Source organism: Ktedonobacter racemifer DSM 44963, from assembly GCF_000178855.1.
Lineage (GTDB): Bacteria > Chloroflexota > Ktedonobacteria > Ktedonobacterales > Ktedonobacteraceae > Ktedonobacter > Ktedonobacter racemifer.
Genome location: NZ_ADVG01000004.1, coordinates 1,959,203 through 1,981,028 on the forward strand (window position 1 = coordinate 1,959,203; position 21,826 = coordinate 1,981,028).

The window sequence follows — 21,826 nt, forward strand, 5'->3', positions numbered from 1 at the left end:
GAGAAGAGACAGTTTAGTTCAGGATGAGAGAAGGTGATCTTCTTGCTCCAGCCCAAACTGGCTTCGCTTGTTATGCTTCCCACGTCCTGCTACAATCAAAATACAGGATAACAGTGAAAGAAACAAGTACACAAAATAATTTGAGGTAGTCTAGAAAATCATACTATGGAAAGGTGCATGTCATGAAACAGCAGCAGAAAGCGGCGGGGTGTCCAGTCGAAGTGACGCTTTCGATCGTTGGGGGAAAATGGAAATTGCAGATTGTCTATTGTTTGCTCAACGGAACCAAACGCTTTGGAGAGTTACGCAGGCTCATTCCTGCGACGACCCAACAAATGCTCACCCTCCAATTGCGGGAGTTAGAGCAGGCAGGAATCATTCACCGGCAGGTCTATGCTCAGGTCCCCCCAAAGGTGGAATACTCACTCACCGAGTCGGGGCGAAGCCTGGAGCCTATTGTCTACCAGATTCACGCATGGGGAGAGTGGTACTGCGAGCAAAACAACATCGAGTATTGGCAGTTGAGTGACAACATGGAAGATCACGGTATTCGTGCGTGAGGTCGGATGCACTGCCTCCCTTGACAAGCTCTCCATCTCTGGTTATAGTATGTTAGTGAGCATTCACACACATATGGAGAAGGAGTCTATGGGAGCACACAAGAGAGAATCTGGTCGCGCTTGTGCTGATAGTTGTTTACTACTATCAGCAACTGCTCTCCATGAGCATTTCCTTCTCAAAACTCTCTGCACATCTGCGGGAACTTCGAGCATAACGATAAGAAAGAAGGTAGCATCTCATGGCAAAAGCATTTCGCCCAACGCTATTCTTCCGTGTGGGCCGCAACATCAACACGTTTCTGTTGCGGGCCGGTGTGAAGAAGGGTAATATGACTCTGCTTACTGTACGTGGGCGCAAAAGCGGGCAGCCTCATACAATCCCGGTAGCGCTCGTTGAATACGATGGCCAGCGCTGGTTGACCGCGCCCTACGGCGTCGTCAACTGGGTGCGCAATCTGCGCGTGGCAGGCGAGGCCACACTGACACGTGGTCGCCACACCGAGCGCGTCTCTGCATTCGAGGTGAGTGCTCAGGAAGCAGCTCCCATCCTTAAAAGAAGCCTGATCGGAGCTCGATCTTTTGTTCTGGCTTACTTCGATGTAACATCAGACTCCGCGCTTGCAGAATTTGAGCGTGAGGTATCCATTTTGTATAAGCAACCATCACAAAGTATCATCATCTCTTGCATATCTCAAGCAGATAGAGTATACTTGGATGTATGAAGTTATCGAGTTATGCCAAGAAGATTGGGATCAGTTATAACAGCGCCTGGCGTATGTGGAAACGCGGCCAGATTCCCGGCTATCAATTGCCCACCGGCACCGTGATCATTGATCCGCCGGAGCTTCGCTCGGTTCCGGTCCACGCCGTCGCTGTGTATGCTCGTGTTTCAAGCAGCGAAAACAAAGGCAACCTGGAAAGGCAAGCCGAGCGGCTGGTGACCTGGTGCAATGCCCAAGGCTGGTCGGTCAGCAAAGTCGTCAAAGAGTGCGGCAGTGGCATCAACGATCAGCGGCCCAAGTTTCTGGCGCTGCTGGCAGATCTCAAAATCGGGCAGATCGTGGTTGAACACAAAGATCGCGCTTCTCGCTTTGGCGTGGCCTATATTCAGACCTTGTTGGCTATGCAAGGACGGAAACTGGTCATCGTCAACACCGCTGATACCGCCGAAGATGATCTCATGGGCGATTTTATCAGCATCATTCCCTCGTTTTGCGCTCGTCTTTATGGTCGCAGACGAGCCAAACGCAAGACGGAACAAGTGCTAGCGGCTTTGCAGCAGAATGGACCCGCCCGTGAGCAAGAAACCCCAAAAAGCCTCGCTTGATGAGAAAAAAAAGCGCAAGCGCAAAAAGAAGACGAAGCAGACCATCACTCGAGCGGTGACCCATATCCGTCTCATTGAGGCCAATCCTGGCAAACTTGAGGCGCTCGATCAGCTTGTGGCGGTTTACTTGCCGCTGTGCCAACAGTACACCACCCTGTTTTGCGAGGCCGAGACAAGCCCGGACAAGTACCAAGAAACCGTCTTCAAAACCGATCTTTCCGACCGCTTGCATCGAGTGGCAATACAGCAAGCCGCAGGCATTGCCAAAAGCGTTCGCACGAATCGAGCGAACGCCTATCAGGCGTACCTGGAAGATGTGGCTGATTATGCTCAGGCCAAGGCTCAGGCGGAAGGCCGGATGTCCGCCTTCAAACGCCGCGAACCGACCTGGACCGAATGGGATCTCCCTGTGCTGCGTGTGCCAGTCATCCAAGCCAATGTCAACGTGGTGGTGCTCGAGAAGTCGGAGGACTCCACGTTCGACTACTTGCTGCGCGTGTCCACCTTAGATGTCGGGAATCCGCTTCGAGTCCCAGTCAAACTCGCCTCCTATCACAAACGAGCACTCGAAGGCCGCACGCTCAATGCATCCACAACACTTCACAAGCGCAATGGAGTCTGGTGGCTGACGCTCTCCTTTGAGGAGGACGTTCCTCTTCAAACCAAGCCTGACGCCCCTACAGTAGGCGTCGATGTGGGCATTGCCCATTTCCTCACGACCTCCACCAATAAAGAGTATGGCAGTTTTCATGGCAAGATGGCCCGACAGCACAAGCACGATCGGGAAAAGCGTCGCCGCAAGGCGAAACTGCGAGCCTGTCTGGAAAAGAAAGGCGTCCCAAAGGGCAAGCTTCCTTCGACAAGTTCTGAAACGTCGCAACGCTTGAGCCGTCACGTCAAGCAAGAGATCAACCGGGCGGTCAATGCGTTGGTCAAAGATCATCGAGATGCCAGACTCATTTATGAGGACCTCAATGTGGCCTCGATGCGCTTCAAAGCAAGGGTGATGAACAGTTATCTGTATGCTTCTCACCTGGGGCATATCCCAGAGCAGCTGGCCTGGGCCGCCGCCAAACAGGGCATGGCAGCCCACACGGTCCGAGCCGCCTATTCCTCTCAGGAATGCCCCCGCTGCCATTATGTCGATCGCGCTAATCGGCCGAACCAGAAAACCTTCAAGTGCCTGGTCTGTGGTTACGCAGACCAGGCCGACCGCAAAGCCGCACAGACGCTCGCGGGACGCTGGGGGGATCGGAAACTGGCGGCATGTCGCTCGACCTCGGAGGTCAAGGCGCTCCTCATGACGCGGCATGAAGCGTGGAAACAGCAGAATCAGCAGAGGATCCAGGATGCCGGGCCTCCCGTCCAGTTGAGCTTCTGGGATCCCCCAGAGATGTTCCTGGAATCATCTCACGAGTGAACATCTCTCAGTAGAGAGAGGTGCATAGGATGCTCGTAGTGCATCCTCCCGCCTAGTCCGCTGTTTGGTAAACAGGCGTAGGTTAAAGTGAGAAGGATAATCATTGCAATAGATGGTTATGCTTTGATCAACTATCGAAGCACCCTGTTTTCTTGGTGAAAAGTCTCTCAGAGCAGCTCCATGCTTACAAAAACACTCCGGAAAGAGACGTCAATACCAGTGCACGCTCAGACGATCAGTAGCATGACGCATCAAAAGCCTTTCGGAGCGAATGCCTTAAAATCGCACCGTTAGGCCTTCAGGAATGCTAAACGAACACCAAGCCCAAGAAAGACGCCTCCTGTAATCCACCGAAACAATATGGAAACTCTCTGGTGTCGCTTCAACCGTCGCCCAAGCATACTCGCCAACAATGCAACCGTTACATTGATAGCAATTTCCAGCACATTGAACAGGACGCCGAGCAGGAAGAGCTGCAACGGGACGCGCCCTTGAGTCTGGTCAACGAATTGGGGAAGAAACGCTAGCAAGAAGGCGGCAAGCAGAAAAAGCAACAGCGATGGAACAGGTGGGAACATGGTTTTTCTTTCTTTCAGCTAGGATACAGGGCCGGAGAGCAAGCTCCAGCCCATTCCCATACAACTTTCCCTTCTGCATAATTCCCCTATTTTCCTAACCTACACGGTCCCGAAATGCAGCGATCCGGGAAAAGTGCTCGCATTTATGACCAAAGAATGTATAAACAATATAATCATCTAGAGCATACTCTGCCCCAAACCAGGGAAGAGTACCTACCTGCCGAAACGCCTCTGGGCGGATTTGCGCGGCCAGCGACATGACCTGTCCATGTGCCTCATTAAATTCAAAGAGCACATCCTGTCCGCTTTTCTCCTTACGTAAAGCCACCTCGCTCTCGTTAAATTGAGGAGCGTCCATTTCCTTGAACTTCTTCAAAGAGGGGGTAGGCCCCTCTTTCCCGACGAATGTACCGAGCACATCTACCAGAACTTTCTCGTAGGAGGTCAAATGCGCGATGATGTCTTTCACCGACCACATCCCACACGCGTCCGAACTATCCCAGGCCTCGTCAGGAAAACCCTCCAATGTTCGTAGTATCGCTTGATGCCCGGACTTCAGAATATCAAGTGCGTTCATAGTTGTTCCCTTCTCTCATTGTATACAACTATCGATTAAGCAATATGCAACCATCAAGTTGCGTATCAGGAGTATACCCTGAAAAAGAGGAATATGCAATCCACCGGTTGCGTCTTTTGCGGGCTGGCCGCCAAAAGAGCAAGATTGGAGAAGTTTTGGTTATGGAAGATTATGGTATCCGTGCGTGAGATCGGATACACTGCCTCCCTTGACAAGCTCCCCATCTGGCAAAAACAGGCTTAACAATTTAAACATCTTACCAAGACATGGTTCTGGCACCTCTTGACAAGATTCTTATCTCTGACCTATCATGTTAGTGAACACTCACGCACATGGAGAAAGAAGCATGGGAAAAACACGAGAGAAGATCCTGGAGGCCGCTGAAAAGTTGTTGCTCTTGAAAGGTTCGGCACACGTGACCACCAAGGAGATCGCACGCGAGGTCGGCCTCTCCGAAAGCGCGCTCTACCGGCATTTCGACCATAAAGAAGACATCTTCTTTGCGCTCATGGCCGAGCACCTGCCAGCCTTCCACGAGGTGTTCCAGACGCGCCAGGCAGGCACCGCAACCGTCCGCGAGAACCTTATCGCACTCGCGCTGGCAGTTCTTCACTACTATGAGCAACTGCTCCCCATGGGTGTCTCCTTCCTGGCTGACAAGGAACTCCTGGCCCAGTTTCGCGCCACGACCTTACCGTTGGGTATGGGCCCGCACAACGTTTTTGAACGGTTTGCAGCTTATCTTGAGGAGGAACAGCGCCTGGAGCGCATCGGGCGGCACCTCCCCTCTTTGACTATAGCGACCCTGTTGCTGGGCCCCTGTTTTCAGAGGGTGTTTAACCAGCAATTCCTGGGCTTCGATCCGTTTCACCAGACGGAACAGCAGTTTGCCGAGGAGCTGGTACAGGGGCTGCTTGCAGGTATCCAGCCTTCCTGACTGGAAGCATGAGAGAAAAAAACTCTCCTAGGACGTGAATGCATGCTTTAGCATGTCAACCGCATAGACGAATGACATATATGGTTTGGCGAAACCGACTGCTGCTCTTAGAGGACTTTAAGCAGATTGAGCACAAGAAAGAGGACTGATCATGAGCGAAAAAACGACTCATACCACGCGAGAGTACCTGACTGCCCCTGGAAAAGGTCATACGACCCTGCTGACCAGCTTCCGCCGCAACGGCATAGGCGTCGGCACCCCGGTAGGCACGGTTGCCTCGAACGGCAAACTCTACTTTATGACGCCAGCGGATACCTGGAAGGTCAAGCGCCTCGCCCACAATTCACACGTCACCCTCGCGCCTGGCAACCGCAAAGGGGATGTGCTTGGTCCGACAATTGAAGGCACCGTGCGCCGCCTGTATGCCGAGGAGGCCAGGCGCGCGCGAGGCATGTTGCGTGTAGGCATCGTGGGTCGTTTCTTCGGGATCGTCTTCGACCGCAAATATCCTGGCGAGAAAACAGCGGTGTATGAAATTGTGCTGGATGAGAGAGACGCCGACATGGGAAATGGAGGCTTTGAGAAGACGCAGGCTGCGCGTTCCTAAGCTGGATCAACGCAGAGTGCATCTCGATCAGGCATGGAGGCGCACAAGGCTGCTTCTCCTCACGAACCAATCATGGCTGAGTGCAGCCATGATTGGTTCGTCTATCCCAAATTTGGTTTTAACGGTTGCGCTCGCGGCGCACAAAGAGGATGGTGCCGCTGACGAGGAAGATGGTGAAGAGTATTGCGATAATGGCCAGGTTTATGAGCGGGTGGAGCAGGACGATCTGGTTGTACTCTGGCCTGCCCGCGTAGAAGATGCCACGAACAAGGTCCACCGCGTAGCGCATGGGCGTAATCTCTGAGAGAAGGGTCAGGTACCAGGGAAGTCCACGGGTGGGCAGAAAGATGCCTGAGAGGAAGAATTGTGGGAACAGGAGAAAGGGCATAATCATATTCGCTGTCCTCTGATCGCTGAAGAGCGAGGTGAGCAGAGCGCCAAACGCGCCTCCAAAGAGGCAGATGATCAATGAGACGGGTATGACGAGGAGCAGGCTGGTGAGCGAGAGTGGAACACCAAAGAGGAGGACGCCCAGCAGAACGAGAATGACTGCCTGGACCAGGGCGACAAGCGACTCGCCAAAGATTTTGCCAAAGATGATAGTATAGCGCGAGATGGGAGCAATAAAGAGTTCCTGGCTAAAATCGCTCGTTCTGTCCTCGATCAGTGAGACCAGGCCGCTCATCGTGCTCTGGAAGAGCGACATAGCGAGCAAACCAGTCATGCTAAAGGTAATCAAATTATAGCCCGCCGCTTTCCCAAAATTACCCTGAAGGGGACCCGCCAGCCCGCCAACGAGAATAATGGGGAAAATGAGGGTAAAGACCAGGCGCATCGGGTCGCGTAGGAAACGCATGACGTCGCGCCCAGCGATGGTCAGGATAGCATTCCAGTTGCGAGAGACGTTACTTCGTTGCTCTCTAGCAGGATAAATGACGGGATTGGTCATTTTGTGTGTGCCTCCGTTTGCTCATCGATATATTCTTGTTTAATGATATGGATATAGGCATCCTCTAGCGAAGGGGTATGAGTTTGGACCATGCTCAAGGGTGTATTGATGCTCTTGAGGAGCTGGTGTACCTGCTGGTTTTCAAGAGCGATAGAGAAGAACCCATCTTCTTTAAAATCAATATTTTTCGTGTGTAGCTCCGCGCGTAACTGCTCGCGCTCGTGTGCGTCGATAAAGAGCATAGGTTGTGTCAGGCTGGTTTTGATCTGCTGAGGGCTGCCAGTGCTAACAATCTGGCCGCGATTGATAATCAGGATGTTATCGGCCCCTTCGGCCTCTTCCAGGTAGTGAGTGGTAAGAAAGATGGTGGTCCCGCTCTCGGCACGTACTTGCCGTAGATGATCCCATAGCTCGCGACGACTCTCCGGATCCAACCCGGTAGTAGGCTCGTCCAGGAAGAGGATCTCGGGACGGTGGAGCAGGCTACGGACGATTTCGAGCTTGCGCTTCATGCCACCAGAGAACGTCTTGACGGGTTTGAAGAGGCTTTCTTCGATGCTCAGGAGATGAGCCAGCTCCTGTACCTGGGCGCGGTAAGTCTTTGGCATCAAGCGAAACAGGGGTCGGTAAGGGTAGAGACCATAGAGGGTCGCATGCAGGCGTATATTCTCTTCAGCGGTCAGGTTAAGATCGAGACTGGGCTTCTGGAAGATAATGCCGATCTGGCTGCGGATCAGGTGGGCCTGTGTTGCCAGATCATAGCCCGCGATACGTATGGTGCCAGACGTGAGAGCCAGGGTCGTGGTCAGCATGGAGATGGTTGTGGTTTTTCCGGAGCCGTTGGGTCCCAGCAGGGCAAAGAGCGTGCCAGGCGCGACCGAAAAAGAGATCTGGTCGACGGCATTCTTTGTCGCCTTTTTGTAGCGTTTTACCAGGTTCTCGACACTAATGATAGGTGTTTCTGTTGAGTGAGGAATATGGCTTGTATCGATAGGAACAAGTGTCTCTTGAGTCATATCTTATAGAACCTTTCCATGGAGGGGTATATCTATCTCCCCTGCGCGATTGTCTTGTTTTGAGTATAGCGATAAACAGGATGAAGGAGCATCATCCATCAAGACGATGCGAGGGATGATTTTTGTTTGGAAAGTATGATATTAGCCTCTGGCCAGTATTATCACCAGGGGCATCAACTCGCCTACGGGCGTGAGGTGTTCAAGTCGTATATCCTGAAAACCAGCCTCCTGGACGGTTTGTACCGTGCTGCGATTCCAGTGGCAATTGCCCAGCAGGAGCCTGGTAAGGGGGGTAATCAAGTCCTGTAGCAGGGCGAGCATGCGTTTTTGGGCGCGCACATGCTCTATCATGAGTAGCTGGCCGCCAGGTTTGAGGACGCGGCGCATTTCTTGCAGGCCACGTAGGGGATCATTGACGGAGCAGAAGACCAGTGTGCAAACGATGCAGTCAAAGTATGCATCGGCGAAGGGAAGTTGCTCAACGTTGGCTTGCGTGAGGGTAACAGACACGGGTGCGCTTTGGGCGCGTGCGCGTGCATAGCTCAGCATCGAGTTGTCAAGCTCAGTTGCCTCTACGCGCTCGACAAACTCGGGATCATAGCAGGCGAAGTTCAGGCCGTTGCCTGCCCCCACTTCGAGTACCAGTCCCGCTGCCTGCCCGACAATTTTCTTACGTAGCGGCTCCATATAGGTTTTCTCAACCGTGCCTTGCGACATACGCTCATAATAGGAGGTGAAGAGACGCCGTAAAGGTGCAGGCGTGGAGAGATGTTCCTGGTTCATGTCAGACAACCTCGCTTTCAGCTCAAGATGTTGATGCTCACCTTCTCAAAAAAACTGTACTTATCCTTAGTGTAACGCAAAAAGACGCCCTCAACACCATCCTTTATGACGACCTGCGTGAGCTAACACAAGTAATCATGTGGCTGAGGTAAGTCATCACCATGGCGACCAATGTGTATATTGGCCTCTCACACAACACCGTGCTTGAGAAGGCTACCTTCGATCACGTCAGCGTAACAACACCGTAATCCTTGGTCTCCTATTCACCCTCAGGCGTTCTGCCGCGCCTGAGGGTAAATATTGTCTTAGAGGAGATGTAGCTTGCGGGCAAGCTCGCTGGCGGCGTGGCGGTTATTGACTTGTAGTTTGCGGTAGATGCTCTGGACCTGGGAGCGGATGGTATTGACGGAGACAATCAGTTCGCGGGCGATCTCGGGGTTGGAGCGACCTGTTGCCAGCAGGCGTAGCACTCGCTGTTCCTGGCTCGTCAGTGGCTCATAGAGCGGTTCAAAAACGGGGGTCACAACGATGGACTGGCTAGCATCGTGTTGTGAAAAGGCCTGAATGAGCTGTCGCGCATAGTTTCGCAGTGGTTGAATATGTAGATGAGGAAGTATATCGCGCAGGAGAGGCACAAGCTTTTCGCCCTCGTCCAGGAATGTGCGCTGGTAACCCTCAATATGCCCCTGCTTGAGCGCTTCCAGGAGGGTCTGATGTGCCTGGGGGAGCTGCTTATGAGCTGCGTAGACCTGGGCCAGCAGTAATTTTATTTGCAGGGCGTGTCGTCCCCGGCCAGCCTGCTGGGCCGCGGAAAGCTGGATGTTTAGGAGATGTAGCGCGGCCTCACACTCATCCTGAGCGAGGTGCAGGCGTGCCATGAGTAGTACGCTCTGTTCGCGCACCAGGACAAGCATATCCGGTGATGCTTGCATACTCTCTGAGGGGTGTTCTTGTATAGCGATCTCCCCTGGTGCTGGCAGTAAATATGGTTCGGAAGATGTAGCTGTGGCGCAGGTATCTGGATGAGGCGTGAATTGGAACCAGTAATGCGCTGTGGCGATATCTCCCTGCGAGAGAAAGAGCTGGACAAGCCAGCTGCGTGTCTCATGATAGAAGTAGAGAGGCAGGCCCTCTGGGGTGCTGTGCACCTGAGCTAGAGTATTGGCCAGACGCTCTATAGCCTGATTGGTTTCTCCCTGGGCATGCTCCAGCCGTGCCATAAGTAGTTCAACCAATGGCTGGAAGAAGTCCTGCGGGACCATGGGAAAGTTTTGGGCAAGGGCTGAGAATGCCTGAAGCTCGCGTTGTACACCGTCGAGGTCGTTCTTCTCATAGAGGACCTGGGCCAGGCCAAGGTGCGCGGCAAGGGCGACAGGGCCATCTTCAAGGATAGTTCTCTTATGAGAAAGCTGTTCAAACTGGTGGGCTGCCTGGCGTAGTTCACCAGTTTCATAGCAGATCATGCCTGTAAAAAGCGTAATGCTATCTAGAATGTGCAAGCTATGGAGAACTTGCCAGCACTTGCCGACCTCTGCAATGAACTGTCTAGTCTCGTTGAGTCGTCCTGTTTGCAGGGCTTCGATTCCCAGAACCACCAGGCTCATACCTCTCCATAAAGGCTCTGTTGCTGGGAGCCAGGCCAGGGCCTGCCTGGCCCAACTTACAGATTGCTCGCGCTTGCCTTGTTGGTAGGAGAAAAGAGCACGAAAGGCGAAGACCTGTCCGAGATGGGGAAGATCTTTACGTATGTGCCAGCCTTCTTCAGCCAGTTGCAACAGCGTTTCTAGCTGTTCCACGAGGAATGGATCTGGTTCCTCTTGCTCGTCGCGACCAAAGATGAGTGTTACGGCATAGCTTAAACAGAGTTGGGGAGAGCTTTGACGAGTTTTTTCGGGTAGCTGCGTGAGCCAGCGGCGCAGAGTGTGAAACTCGCGAAATTCCTGCACGTGCATGGCCTCTATATATTGCTCTATCAATCTCGCGGCTAGTTCACTGTCCTTAGCCTTAAATGCCGCTTCAATGCCTTCTGTAAGCAGGCCATATTCCGCGAACCAGTGGCTGGCCCTCTGGTACAGTGTGCGTAGTTCATCCTCGCCCAGGCGCAGGCGCGCCTCATGCTGCATAGCCTCGGCGAAGAGGGCATGATAGCGGTACCACTCGCCTGTACCATCGAGGGCCTCCAGAAAGAGGTTGGCCCGCGCAATACTTTCTAACAGGCTCGCGCTCTCTTGCTGGCCGGTGACAGCCAGACAGAGAGGAACATTTAAGCGCGCCAGGATGCTCGTGTGCAGCAAGAAGTCTTGTAGCAGCTTGGGCTGAGCCTGGAGGACCTCACTGACGAAATAATCCCGAATGGAGCGGTGATTGCCGCGAAAGGTGGTAAGGATATGCTCTATCTGGGCCTGGGCCTTGTGTCCCTGCAAGGAGAGCGCGAGCAGGCGTAATCCAGCGGCCCACCCCTCCAGGTGCGTATCGAGCGTGGCCAGGAGTTCCGTAGAGGGTGACGCTGGAATAACCGGCTGGAGGAATGCAGCCGTTTCCTCGGGTGAGAAGCGCAGGTCACTGGCATAAATAGAACTGATTTCGCCTCGTGAGCGCAGGCGAGTAAGCGAGAATGGAGGCTCTGTGCGTGTCAGCAGCAGAATATGCAGCGTCTCAGGCAGATTAGCGAAGAGAAAGTCAAGCGTCTCATGAATCCTTGCCTCAGTGATGACATGATAGTCTTCTAAAACAAGCAGGCGATGTTGAGAGCGTTGCGCCACTTCGTTGAGGAAAGGAATGAGTAGCTCTTCGAAGGGACGCGCCGGGATGCCTGTTTGAGGTGAGGGCAGGTTTAGAGGAAGAATATATGGTTCGGGAAGGGAGTGCCAGCCCTGGCAAGCGCGCAGGACATAGCGCCAGAAGCGAGCTGGATCATTATCATTCATGTCTAGCGAGACCCAGGCTGCCTCAGATAGGAAGTCATTTTGCGCAAGCCAGGAGGTGGCGAGCGTCGTTTTGCCCGAGCCAGCTGGCGCGATAAGCAACGTGAGCTTGTATGCTGACCAGCTATCGAGGCGCTTAAATAAGCGTGGTCGCTCCACCAGTTCCAGGGGGAGGCGCGGCGGACGCAACTTGGTATCCAGTAATAGTTGATCCTGCCCCGATGGAGCTTGTTGGGAGTGCTGAGATGCTGTTATGGGTTTATCAACCATATGCCCATTGGAGGTGATAGGCGTATCTGCGGGAGAGAGAAAGCTCTCTGCAATGTTTTCCAGATGGCCTATGGAGAGATCAGCCGTGCGGCCAAGATAACGTTTGCTCGTTCGACCCTGGGATGAGCGATAAGCATACCAGTAGGGGCCATTGCGCTGAATATTCTCCTTGCGCGCCGTAAAGTGAGCGCCAGTGTAGCTGTAAAAGGCAAAAGAGCTGATATCAACCAGCTTATGTAGCAGATCGGAATATTCAAGAGTCTGATCGCCTGATTGAGAGCATCCCTGGTCGAGAAGTTCATATTTTTGTGCTTGAGGAGACCAACGCAGGAGGTAGGGAGCCTGTCTGGGCATGTGTGCTCCTTTTGGGAAATACGGTATTACCTAAAGCCATTACCTATCATCATGTATATTACCACATCTTTGCTTTTAGGTAATACGTATGAACCACGAGGCATCGTGCCTCTCCCTTTAACCTTTCGCGCCTGCGGCGCTCAGGGTGCTGTGCCGCTCTTCTCGTATGACAAATGTCATATTGCCTTCATGATAGTCTTCACTACTGATAAAAGCTGTTTCCAGCTACACTTTCCTATGTCGAGAGTGACGGAGAGGTCGAACCGCTCAGCCACGCGAGACGCTAGCAATCATAAAAACATGCTTCCACTCTGGAACAGAGGAAAGGATAGACTATCATGCAGGCGACATCTCCACTGAGCACAACATCTTTGCATAGCGAGCCTTCAAGGCTATCGAAACTACTGCGACGCGCATGGCATGAGAACGCGGCCCTCACACTCACCGGCCTGGCCATGCTTCCCGTTATTCTTAGCGCCGTAATTGGACTGATTGTGGATCACCAGTTGATTACTGGAGTTCCTGCCTGGATCAAACCTCTCAAGTTTGCTATCTCAATCAGTATCTACTGTTTTACCTTTGTCTACCTGCTCACGTTTGTACGTGGACACAGGCGCTTAGTAAGTGGTATTGGCATGACTACGGGCATCAGCCTGTTAGTTGAGATGATCCTGGTAACCTTGCAAGTTGTGCGTGGCACAACCAGCCACTTTAATCTCTCAACCCCTTTCGATAGCCTGGTCTTTCGCCTGATGGGAGGTTCCATTGGCTTCTTGTTTACTGCGGCTATCGTCTTGGCTGTTGTGCTGCTTCGCCAGCGTCTTGCTGATCGAGCCTGGGACTGGGCGTTACGTTTTAGCGTTATTGCGGCCCTCGTGGGTATGGCCGTTGCCTGCCTGATGCTCATCCCCACTCCTGCTCAGCTTGCCACCTCATCGGCTGGCATTATGGGCGCACATAACGTAGGTGTCCCTGATGGTGGCCCCGGCCTGCCCATCCTGGGATGGAGCACGGTTGGAGGTGACCTGCGTATCCCACACTTCGTAGGTCTGCATGGCCTGCAAGCACTGCTCATCGTTGGCTGGTTTGTCAACATGACACGCTCCTGGCTTGCGATGCGTCAGCGCGTCACCCTGGTTATCATTGTGGGAGTGGGCTACCTGAGCCTTATCGCACTGCTGACCTGGCAGGCACTTCGCGGTCAATCTATCATCCATCCCGATGCTCTGACCTTGAGTGCCTTTGGTATCCTGGGTGCTGCAACCTTTGCGGCAGTTGTCCTGACCCTGATGCATAAAGTTAGCATACAACCTCAATGGTAGGGAGTTAGTATACAAAGAAACCAGGAAGCTTGCGAGTCAGCCTTCTGGTTTCTTGTTTCGTTATAGTTCTCTGCTTAAGTTTCTATGCATCCTGACTCCATACCTTGGCATGACTGAATACTGCCTCCGCAGGGGTATGGGTATCGTTATCAGCAAAGACGCCGATTTGCCCGTGATCATAAGCTGAGTCGTTTACTGTTAAAATAGCTTGACCATTGATGTAGATATGAATACGCGTGGAATCGACTACTACCGCCAGGCGATTCTTCTGTTTATAGCCACGAGCAAAGGATTGGGCGGTACCTTTCTGTAGTAACAAGGCATCATCATCCGCTCTGCTCACATAGCGTTTCAGCATATAGGTGCCATCCTGGTAGACACGAAAGTGATAGTATTTGGAATCGACGCTATTAACTGCGCGGAAGATGAGGCCGCCATAATCTCCCTGGAGCAGGACCATCTCTACCTCAAAGGTAAAATCAGTGAAATTGGTTGCCTGGGCCAGGCAGGCGTGGAAGTAGCCCTCAAGAGGTTGCGACGAGTAGTAAGCCCCATTCTTAAACTGACAGGAGGCGTGATTCTCATTCCAGCCCTCCTGCCAGTTTGTCTGTTTATGCGGTCCCTGGAGGCTATTATTTAATACCAGAACTCCTTGCCCACCATAGGGATTCTTCTCTGCGTGTAGACCTGGAATAACATAGAGCACCAGTCCCACAGTGATCGAGAGAGCAAGCAGACAGCACACAAGCGCAAACAGGGCGCGTTTGCCTGTGAACCACTTCCGCCTGGGAAACGAGGGGTAAGTGACTGTATTCTCTACCTCTTGCACTTCCCTGGATGATGGAAGGATAGCCGAGTTCTCTGGAGAGATGTTCTGTTTGGGATAGGTAATATCTTCTGAAGCTATGGGAGATGGCTCTGTTTTCCATTGGTTGAGGGTTGCCGGCTCAAGATCCTCTTCTACCAGGTTTAACTCGGCGGCATTTTTGCCCAGCAGGGCGCATAGTTTTGTGCGAAAATAGGGTGATGGCATACTTACGTCGCGTTCCCAGGCACTAATAGTATTGGGCGTGGTGCCCAGTTCCTGGGCCAGCATAGCCTGTGACCAGCCGCGAATTGTACGTTCTTTTTTGAGTATCTGGCTAAATTTCATAGTTTTTGGCATTCTATGAGTAAACAATGAGTATTCTGTGAGTAATCGATATGGTATCATAGGCACTCCCACTGCATACTATGACCTGGATCACATTTTCTCTATAAAACGCTAGAAGGGAATATGATATGGAAAGGTTGAGAACAGATAGTATGCCAAAAAAAATCCTCTTTCTCTCTGGGTTTGTCGTGCTTTTTATGGTCCTATTCACAGCCTGTGGCTCCTCCACGGGAGGGAGTTCTGTCTCCAGCTCCCTCTCAACGCCAACCCCCCCACTTCTACAGTTGTTACGCGAACAGAAGAGATATCAACAACGAAGAGTGCCAGGCCAGGAACTGAGCTGGCAACCTTTACCGGGCATAACGATGTTGTGCTCGCCGCTAGCTGGTCACTGGATGGGAAGCGTATCGCCTCGGTTGGCTTTGATGGAGCCGTTCGAGTGTGGAACGCGTCTACGGGCACAGAGTTGTGGAAACGCGCGTTTCCTGGCACGCACGAGGTCGCCTATTCTCCTGATGGGCAATACGTTGCTGTAGGTACTTATGTAGGGGGTGGAGACGCTGGCTCCGGGCTGGTGTATATCCTGAATGCCGCCAGTGGTCAAACAAGCTTCATCTCACAAAAATATGATCATGGCATCACAGGGTTAAGCTGGTCGCCAGATTCCTCGGCGATAGCCTATAGTGTAGAGAACGGCACGATTCAGATCCTGGATATTAAGACGAATGGGCGGAATAACAAGGTGTATCGCCTTGCTGCATCTGATACTGTTGGGGCGGTAGCCTGGTCACCCAATGGAAAATTTCTCGCCTGGGCCGTTACCACTCCCGGTAATCCACAGGTACAGGTCATCAATATTAGTGTCGGGCACACGATGTACAACTATCATGAGCACAGCGATCTGATCAACGCCATCGCCTGGTCGCCTGACAGTCAGAAAATAGCCACAGCCAGCAACGATAAGACCGTGCGCATCTGGGATAGCGCGAGTGGTACTACTCAGCGTGTCTACCAGGAGCATACTGGGGAGGTCGTCACTGTGAGCTGGTCAAAAGATGGTGCTTACCTGGCCTCAGGAAGCACGGATAAGACCGTACATGTGTTTAGCGCCACAACGGGTATTACCTCTCTCGTCTATCGTGGGCATACCGGCAGCGTCTTTGGTGTCGTCTGGTCGCCTGAGGGTAAGCGCATTGCATCCGCAGGCGCAGATCTGGTGGTACGGGTCTGGCAAGCCATAAAATAACGACACGTTTTAGCAGAGAAGGAACCTGGGTAGAGAAATACACTACCCAGGTTCCTTGCTGCGAGGAGCCGTTCCCAGAGATGTGCGAATGCCAGCCTCTTAGTAGGGGACATTCCGTTATTGCACATAATTTGACAAAAGGTGTCAGTTGATGGACGCTATGCTGGAATGCCAGGAGAACATATGTCTCTTGGCATTTGCTGAAAGGAAGAGCGTTTATGGATGGAAACGACCAGGTGTTGGCGTATTATCGCGAGCAGAGCGTTTTGACGGACCCGGGCAAGTATGCCTATCTCTATGCCGACCTTCCACGTGATGTGGCTGGCCTGGTGAGTGTGGTGCAGGGACTGCTGATTCCACCTTATACAGAATTGTTGCGCGAGGGCTATGGACTTGAAGCAGGCGAGATTGATAACGCACGCTTTGGAGAGCGGCGTACCGAGGCTTTGCTGGCGCGTATCCTGCGGCGCCGACCGGAGCCTTTGACCATGCGGCGACCGCCGGTAGATCGTATTGGCATGATCTGCCGTAATTTCGCCGTGTTGCTGGTCTCTATGCTGCGCTACCAGGGGGTGCCCGCGCGGGCGCGAGTCGGATTTGGTGGCTACTTCCGTTCACCCTACGCCGCTGATCATCGCCTCGCAGAGTACTGGGATGCAACCCAGGAGCGCTGGGTGCGCGTGGATCCGATGATCGACGAGGTTCAGCAACGCGGTCGGGATATGGGTTTCAACCTGCTGGATATGAAGGCAGGCGATCCCTTCTGGCTGGCGGGCGAGGTCTGGCGGCGCTGCCGGGCGGGCAAGCTTGAGCCGTGGGACTTTGGCGATAGCGATGTGGACAGGGGCATGCCACCCATCCGCTACGCCCTCCTGCAAGACTTTGCCTATCTGAACAAGCTCGAAATGCTGGGGAATGACGACTGGGGCGTGTTAATTACAAAGCCCGAGGCGGAACTAACACGCGAAGACCTGGACCTGCTTGACCGCATTGCACTCCTTACAGAGAACGCCGACATCCACTTCGATGAGTTACGAACGTCTTTTCCCCAGACAGCCTATGGCCAGACTGTGCTAGAGAGCATAACCCAAGTGTAAACCCAAGTAGCCACGTACACCAGTATCAGGCTAGCTACTGGTGTACGTGGCTACTTGCGCCTATAAAGAGACGGGTTGGATGCTGACGGTGTCGCAACCAACGCGGCATTCCTGGCAGATGAGCGCGATGGCTCCGCTCACCAGGGGATTCTCTGTATCCTGGAGATCAAAGAGGAGTTGCTCGTTGATCCAGGCCTGGATGTGCGTTCCCTGCAACTGCAAGTTTAGTGCGTAAGGCTGGTAGAGCTCCCAGGGGAATGACGTTTCGGCCAGCACATGTTCCCCGTCCAGGACTTTGACCAGTTGGGTCCGCCCTGAGCGGGTTAGCAGGAGAGCGTAGTAGCGCTGAAGGCCTTGTACGCGCGCGGCCAGGCCAAAGACTTCGGCCAGGTGCGGCGTGAAGGTTGCGCTGACGCGGTAGTCCTGCCAGTCACGTGTCCCCTGAATGAGCATGCCCCGTCCAGTGTTCTGCACCAGGCGGAAGGACTCAGTCGCCCATGGCTCAAACTGGTCGATAGCGTTCGTCCAGGCCCGATGCCACATCTGTCCTCGCCGAGCGGGACACACCAGGACTGTGGTGGGCGCTCCCCGCCAGTCCAGGCTCTCCAGGTAGACTCGCCCTGGTTTGCTGCTTGCTTCGTTCCGCAGAGTAAGGCCGATCTCCATGATGGGTTCACCTGCTGTATCAGGAAGTTGCCATATCATAACCTGCTTTGCCTGTGGTTCCAGCGCAATAGTTGGCCCCCAATATGTTTCTAGCTGATCCTTTGTCCCATAGGTCCGTACGAAAAGTTGAACGCGTATGGGAGCCGTATTCGCCTGGTCAGCCAGGAGGTGCGCCTTCACAATCTGGCCAGAATAGAGTGTAGGTGAGGCCACAAGCTCATAGCCTGGCATGTTCTGTGCAAAGGGCGGAATGAAGGTTGGTGTTGCCAGCGAGATTTCCTGCTTGTCCTGGCAAGAAACGGCCAGGCAGCGTTGTGTGCTATTTAGAGGATGGACAACATTGCCGAGGATTGCGCCCGTTTCTTCTCCTTCAAGTTGAAAGCCTTGCAAGGAGCCAGGCAGCGAGAAGTTAAAGCGTGGTGGAGGGGTGAAAGGGAGATCACGCAAGGCATGCGCCATGTCGACAATCTGATAGGTTACCTGGACGGCGTCAGAGATGCAACTTCCGCCATCGGCGGTCGGCAGGTAGAGGCGGTCCGCCACGGGACCGCGCCAGTCAGGGCCAGCCTCCAGAGTTTGCAAACCATTTTTGATGGCTAGCAGACAGCCAACATTGCCCGAGTTACAGTCGGTATCCCAGCCACAGGTATTGACGATCATCAGCGAGCGCTGGAAGTCGTCGTCTCCATACAACAGCGCGAGGATGATGAGGGCATGATTGGGAATGACATGACAGCCACCACCATAGCGCTCATAGCCGTAACGGGCTACGATGCGCTCGCGCGTCCTGCGCCAATCGCCATCCTCCTGGTGCCAGGCACGAATATCCTGGATCATCCTGGCCACAAGCGAGGTCGCGGGAATAAAGGAGAGCCCGATATCGAGGAGCGTGTTCAGGTCATGCTCGATGAACGCTGCCGACTCCATGGCCGCGATCACCTGCGCGGCATAGACTGCCTCGCCATCATGACTTACGCTTCCCGCCTTATGGGCCAGCTCCACCGCCAGTGCCGGATTGCCCGGAGCAACCATCCCCCAGCCATCGATAAAGATTTGCGCGCCGATCTGCTCGGCGACGACCTGGCCATTTAGCTTGCTGGAGCCGCTTTCGGGGGCCTGGATACCAGCTTTGAGGCGCAGATAGGCCGTATGCTCGGTGGAGGTTCCCATCCCGCCCCACCAGAGGATCGTGCGCCGCTCGATAATGTAGTTAAGCCATGTCTGCCCGACCTGGGCTGCACTGAGATCAGGCGAATTGCCATAATCGGCGAGGGCGCGCACAAAGGTGAAGGTACCAGAGAGATCGTCATCGGTCACGATTAGTGGAACGCCCAGTTTATCATGGACATAGTAGTTGATCTCGCCCAACTCTTGCGTGATACGCTCATAGGTCCAGCCCTCAAAGGGACGGCCCAGGTAGACGCCGATCATCTTGCCCAGCACCCCGGCATAAACCCGTTCTATATAATCGGGCGGAATCTCTCTCAGTGGAAAGCGCTCTTTATCGCGGTGCATCATCATCGCCATCGTTTCTATCCTTGTTTTAAATAAGGCACAGGGAGGATATGATTCTTGAGCTTTATTATAGAACGCAATTGAAATGATTGCATAGGTCTTATTCGCGCCAATGCAGGGCTTTCCAAAACTTGCCCGCAACTTTTGATGATTCTCTGGCATTATAGTAAGTGTGCAATTCAAATTACTCTACCATGTTTTATGTAAGCATAGAGTAGATAAAAATATAAGTCACGATGGAGTGTACTATGCGCAACAAAAACATATTCTCAACTATTAGTACGGTTTTAGCTCTGGCTGCGCTTCTTTTGCTCGCGGCATGTGGCAGTGGTGGAACAACCTCGGCGTCTTCTTCTACAGCAACACCAACCTTATCAACTACTCAAACGCCCGCTACCGCAGAGACACCCGTGGCTAACAGCACACTGACCACTACACTGCCCTCTTCGGTCAAGGGGCCGCTGACCGCCATTCGCATGCTTACGACGCAGCAAGGGTGGGCTATGACGGCCAATGCAATACTCAAAACAACTGATGGCGGGAGGCACTGGACGAATGTAACGCCGTCTAATGCACCTGGTTACCAGGCCGCACGAGGAACCTTTATTGATAATCTCTATGTCTGGGTTGTTAGCGCTCAGGAGACCCAGAACAAGATCACCATCCAGCATACGACCGATGGTGGGCAAACCTGGAGCAGCATAACGCTCGATGTCCAGGACCCTGCGAGCGTTGATATGTTGCATTTTAGCGGCAACGAAGGCTGGTTTGAGGCTATTACCTCTCCTGGAGCTGGGAGCCAGGGCGCTTACATCTTCCGGACGACCGATGCGGGCCAGACCTGGAAGCTCATATCCCAGGCTGGAAGGAACGGTCTTCCGCTCGGTGGCTTCAAGTCAGGTCTCTCCTTTAAAGACGCGAGCACTGTGTACGCTACGATTCGCAGTACGACTGGTCAGCCAACCGATCCGGGCCTCTATGTCTCCCGCGATGGCGGTTTTACCTGGCAGGAACAGCAATTGACTCCCCCAGTTGATCTTACTGTCCAGCAGATAGGCACAACGCCCCCCATCTTCTTTGGAAGTACCGGTCTCTTGCCTGTCTATGTCACCACGCCGGACGGACATGCCCACCTGGTCCTGTATCACAGCAATGATGGTGGCTCATCCTGGTTCCCGACCCTACCTATCGAAACGAGCGCCGATAGCACTTACATTGCCGATACCTCCCATGCCTGGGTCTCTGATTGGCAGAGTGGCAAGCTCTTCTATACCACCGATGGCGGCAAGAGTTGGCAGACAGCCTTAGTTCGCCCTGGCAAGCTCAAAGAAATGAGCTTTGCCGATGCGAATAATGGCTGGGCCGTCACAGAGAGTCAGCTTCTACATACCTGGGATGGTGGCAAAACCTGGGGGAACATCACCTACACCAATCAATAGCATTACACCTTGCAAAATAAGCTTGCCAGGAGTAAGAGGATGTGGGTAGAAAAGGCTTTGCCCTTTTCTACCCACATCCTCTTACCCCAAGGCTCGCGTAGCGAGACGAGGCAGTGCAGGCCAAACGCTTGTGATAAAATAAGCTTGATAAAGCTCCTGAAGGAGTTAGAGGTCAATTTTATATTTCTCTACCTTGAAAGATAATAATGTATGCATATTGCAATTCAGCCTCTGCTCGAAACTGATATAGATAACACAGATATCGTTATACAGGCGGCCTACGGTTCGAGTAGCCGCAAGACGACCCTCTACTACTATTTACATCTCCAGCCAGACGGGGCATTTGTGGCGAAGAAGGCTGACGCCGTTGTCGGTTTCGGTGGTTTTCTCGACTATCACGATTTTGCCTACATCGGAATGATGTCTGTGGCACCTGGCGAGCAGCGGCAGGGCATTGGTCAACGTCTCTTAGAGGCAATTCTCAATTGCCTGGAGGAGCGAGGGTGCCCTACAGTACTCCTCGATGCCTCGCCCAGTGGCGTGCCCCTCTATCGCCGCTATGGCTTTTATGATGATGGTGAGGCGCTTGTCCTCAAAAAAAGCCAGCAGGTGAAGTTACCGGGCAGCGGTGCTGAACCAATTCTCTCAGCAACCGAGGCCGATCTTCCAGAGTTACTGAGCTTCGATGCCTCCATGTTTGGAAGCGACCGCGCCAGGCTCCTCAAGACACATTGGGCAGAAAACCCTGAGCGCACCCTTATCGCGCGCGATGAACATGGACAAATCAGCGGATATCTACTGGCGCAGGCGAATGTGCTGGGACCCTGGCTTGCCCAGAACCAGGAGATAGCTGAAAGGTTACTGCTAGCGGGACTGGCCCTGCCATTTCAGGATATGCCTCAAGTCTTCGTTGCCGCAGAGCACAGGGACGCCCTTGCGCTACTCACGCGCTATGGTTTTACCATCCAACGTTCGCTTCAACATATGTATAAAGGAACGAGAATAGCACGCCCGCGTACAACCAATATCTTTGGCCAGGCCAGTCTGGGTTTCGGCTAAAGGAGTGGTATTCGCGCCATTGTAACA

General features: G+C 53.3%; 19 protein-coding genes. 11 read left to right on the plus strand and 8 right to left on the minus strand.

The annotated features are described in order from the left end of the window. Positions 1-182 precede the first annotated feature (182 nt). From KRAC_RS50200 to KRAC_RS50215, 4 genes are all read left to right on the plus strand, one after another. Positions 183-560 carry a winged helix-turn-helix transcriptional regulator gene (locus tag KRAC_RS50200; protein ID WP_007920490.1) on the plus strand — a complete coding sequence of 126 codons (378 nt, stop codon included), beginning with the start codon at positions 183-185 and terminating at the stop codon, positions 558-560. A gap of 239 nt (positions 561-799) precedes the next feature. Then, complete coding sequence (locus tag KRAC_RS50205) at positions 800-1,282, plus strand: nitroreductase family deazaflavin-dependent oxidoreductase (protein WP_007920491.1); 483 nt, start codon at positions 800-802, stop codon at positions 1,280-1,282. Continuing rightward, complete coding sequence (locus KRAC_RS50210) at positions 1,279-1,887, plus strand: IS607 family transposase (protein ID WP_007920492.1); 609 nt, start codon at positions 1,279-1,281, stop codon at positions 1,885-1,887. Before KRAC_RS50205 ends, KRAC_RS50210 begins: the two co-directional genes overlap by 4 nt. Beyond that, entirely contained in the window at positions 1,856-3,307 is a 1,452-nt protein-coding gene (locus KRAC_RS50215) for an RNA-guided endonuclease InsQ/TnpB family protein (protein ID WP_040447471.1), read from the plus strand. The genes KRAC_RS50210 and KRAC_RS50215 overlap by 32 nt, the downstream gene beginning before the upstream one ends. A gap of 290 nt (positions 3,308-3,597) precedes the next feature. Here KRAC_RS50215 and KRAC_RS50220 read toward each other — a convergent pair whose 3' ends face one another. Together KRAC_RS50220 and KRAC_RS50225 are read right to left on the minus strand one after the other, a co-directional pair. Continuing rightward, a complete protein-coding gene (locus KRAC_RS50220; RefSeq protein WP_052569280.1) occupies positions 3,598-3,885 on the minus strand; it encodes a hypothetical protein in 288 nt (95 codons plus the stop codon). A gap of 94 nt (positions 3,886-3,979) precedes the next feature. Beyond that, complete coding sequence (locus KRAC_RS50225) at positions 3,980-4,462, minus strand: maleylpyruvate isomerase N-terminal domain-containing protein (protein WP_007920494.1); 483 nt, start codon at positions 4,460-4,462, stop codon at positions 3,980-3,982. Positions 4,463-4,808: 346 nt separating this feature from the next. On the opposite strand from KRAC_RS50225, the gene KRAC_RS50230 reads away from it, so the two are divergent. Together KRAC_RS50230 and KRAC_RS64190 are read left to right on the plus strand one after the other, a co-directional pair. Further along, on the plus strand, positions 4,809-5,399 hold the full coding sequence (locus KRAC_RS50230; RefSeq protein ID WP_007920495.1) for a TetR/AcrR family transcriptional regulator: 591 nt from the start codon (positions 4,809-4,811) through the stop codon (positions 5,397-5,399). A 151-nt stretch (positions 5,400-5,550) separates the two neighbouring features. Beyond that, on the plus strand, positions 5,551-6,006 hold the full coding sequence (locus KRAC_RS64190; protein WP_007920505.1) for a PNPOx family protein: 456 nt from the start codon (positions 5,551-5,553) through the stop codon (positions 6,004-6,006). Positions 6,007-6,124: 118 nt separating this feature from the next. On the opposite strand, the gene KRAC_RS50240 is transcribed toward KRAC_RS64190, so the two are convergent. The 4 genes from KRAC_RS50240 to KRAC_RS50255 form a co-directional block, all read right to left on the minus strand. Continuing rightward, positions 6,125-6,955, minus strand: coding sequence for an ABC transporter permease (locus KRAC_RS50240; RefSeq protein WP_007920511.1), 831 nt, complete (start codon positions 6,953-6,955; stop codon positions 6,125-6,127). Next, a complete protein-coding gene (locus KRAC_RS50245) occupies positions 6,952-7,971 on the minus strand; it encodes an ABC transporter ATP-binding protein (RefSeq protein ID WP_007920513.1) in 1,020 nt (339 codons plus the stop codon). Before KRAC_RS50245 ends, KRAC_RS50240 begins: the two co-directional genes overlap by 4 nt. A gap of 141 nt (positions 7,972-8,112) precedes the next feature. Then, the gene (locus tag KRAC_RS50250; RefSeq protein ID WP_007920515.1) at positions 8,113-8,754 is read right to left on the minus strand and encodes a class I SAM-dependent methyltransferase; all 642 of its coding nucleotides are present in this window, start codon (positions 8,752-8,754) and stop codon (positions 8,113-8,115) included. A 305-nt stretch (positions 8,755-9,059) separates the two neighbouring features. Further along, the gene (locus KRAC_RS50255; RefSeq protein WP_007920517.1) at positions 9,060-12,302 is read right to left on the minus strand and encodes a DUF6788 family protein; all 3,243 of its coding nucleotides are present in this window, start codon (positions 12,300-12,302) and stop codon (positions 9,060-9,062) included. A gap of 338 nt (positions 12,303-12,640) precedes the next feature. Between KRAC_RS50255 and KRAC_RS50260 the strand changes: the two genes are divergently transcribed. Continuing rightward, a complete protein-coding gene (locus KRAC_RS50260; protein WP_007920519.1) occupies positions 12,641-13,624 on the plus strand; it encodes a hypothetical protein in 984 nt (327 codons plus the stop codon). Positions 13,625-13,706: 82 nt separating this feature from the next. On the opposite strand, the gene KRAC_RS50265 is transcribed toward KRAC_RS50260, so the two are convergent. Then, positions 13,707-14,777, minus strand: a complete 1,071-nt coding sequence (locus KRAC_RS50265; RefSeq protein ID WP_040447474.1) for a helix-turn-helix domain-containing protein — start codon at positions 14,775-14,777, stop codon at positions 13,707-13,709. 340 nt (positions 14,778-15,117) lie between these two features. Between KRAC_RS50265 and KRAC_RS50270 the strand changes: the two genes are divergently transcribed. Both KRAC_RS50270 and KRAC_RS50275 read left to right on the plus strand, forming a co-directional pair. Then, positions 15,118-16,023 carry a WD40 repeat domain-containing protein gene (locus tag KRAC_RS50270; protein WP_274532218.1) on the plus strand — a complete coding sequence of 302 codons (906 nt, stop codon included), beginning with the start codon at positions 15,118-15,120 and terminating at the stop codon, positions 16,021-16,023. Between the two features lie 218 nt (positions 16,024-16,241). Next, on the plus strand, positions 16,242-17,120 hold the full coding sequence (locus KRAC_RS50275; RefSeq protein WP_007920528.1) for a transglutaminase family protein: 879 nt from the start codon (positions 16,242-16,244) through the stop codon (positions 17,118-17,120). Positions 17,121-17,180: 60 nt separating this feature from the next. On the opposite strand, the gene KRAC_RS50280 is transcribed toward KRAC_RS50275, so the two are convergent. After that, positions 17,181-19,313 (minus strand): ADP-ribosylglycohydrolase family protein, encoded by a 2,133-nt coding sequence (locus tag KRAC_RS50280; RefSeq protein ID WP_007920530.1) that lies wholly within the window; start codon positions 19,311-19,313, stop codon positions 17,181-17,183. 236 nt (positions 19,314-19,549) lie between these two features. On the opposite strand from KRAC_RS50280, the gene KRAC_RS50285 reads away from it, so the two are divergent. Both KRAC_RS50285 and KRAC_RS50290 read left to right on the plus strand, forming a co-directional pair. After that, positions 19,550-20,740 (plus strand): WD40/YVTN/BNR-like repeat-containing protein, encoded by a 1,191-nt coding sequence (locus tag KRAC_RS50285; RefSeq protein WP_007920532.1) that lies wholly within the window; start codon positions 19,550-19,552, stop codon positions 20,738-20,740. Positions 20,741-20,950: 210 nt separating this feature from the next. Next, on the plus strand, positions 20,951-21,799 hold the full coding sequence (locus KRAC_RS50290) for a GNAT family N-acetyltransferase (protein WP_007920536.1): 849 nt from the start codon (positions 20,951-20,953) through the stop codon (positions 21,797-21,799). Positions 21,800-21,826 lie beyond the last annotated feature (27 nt).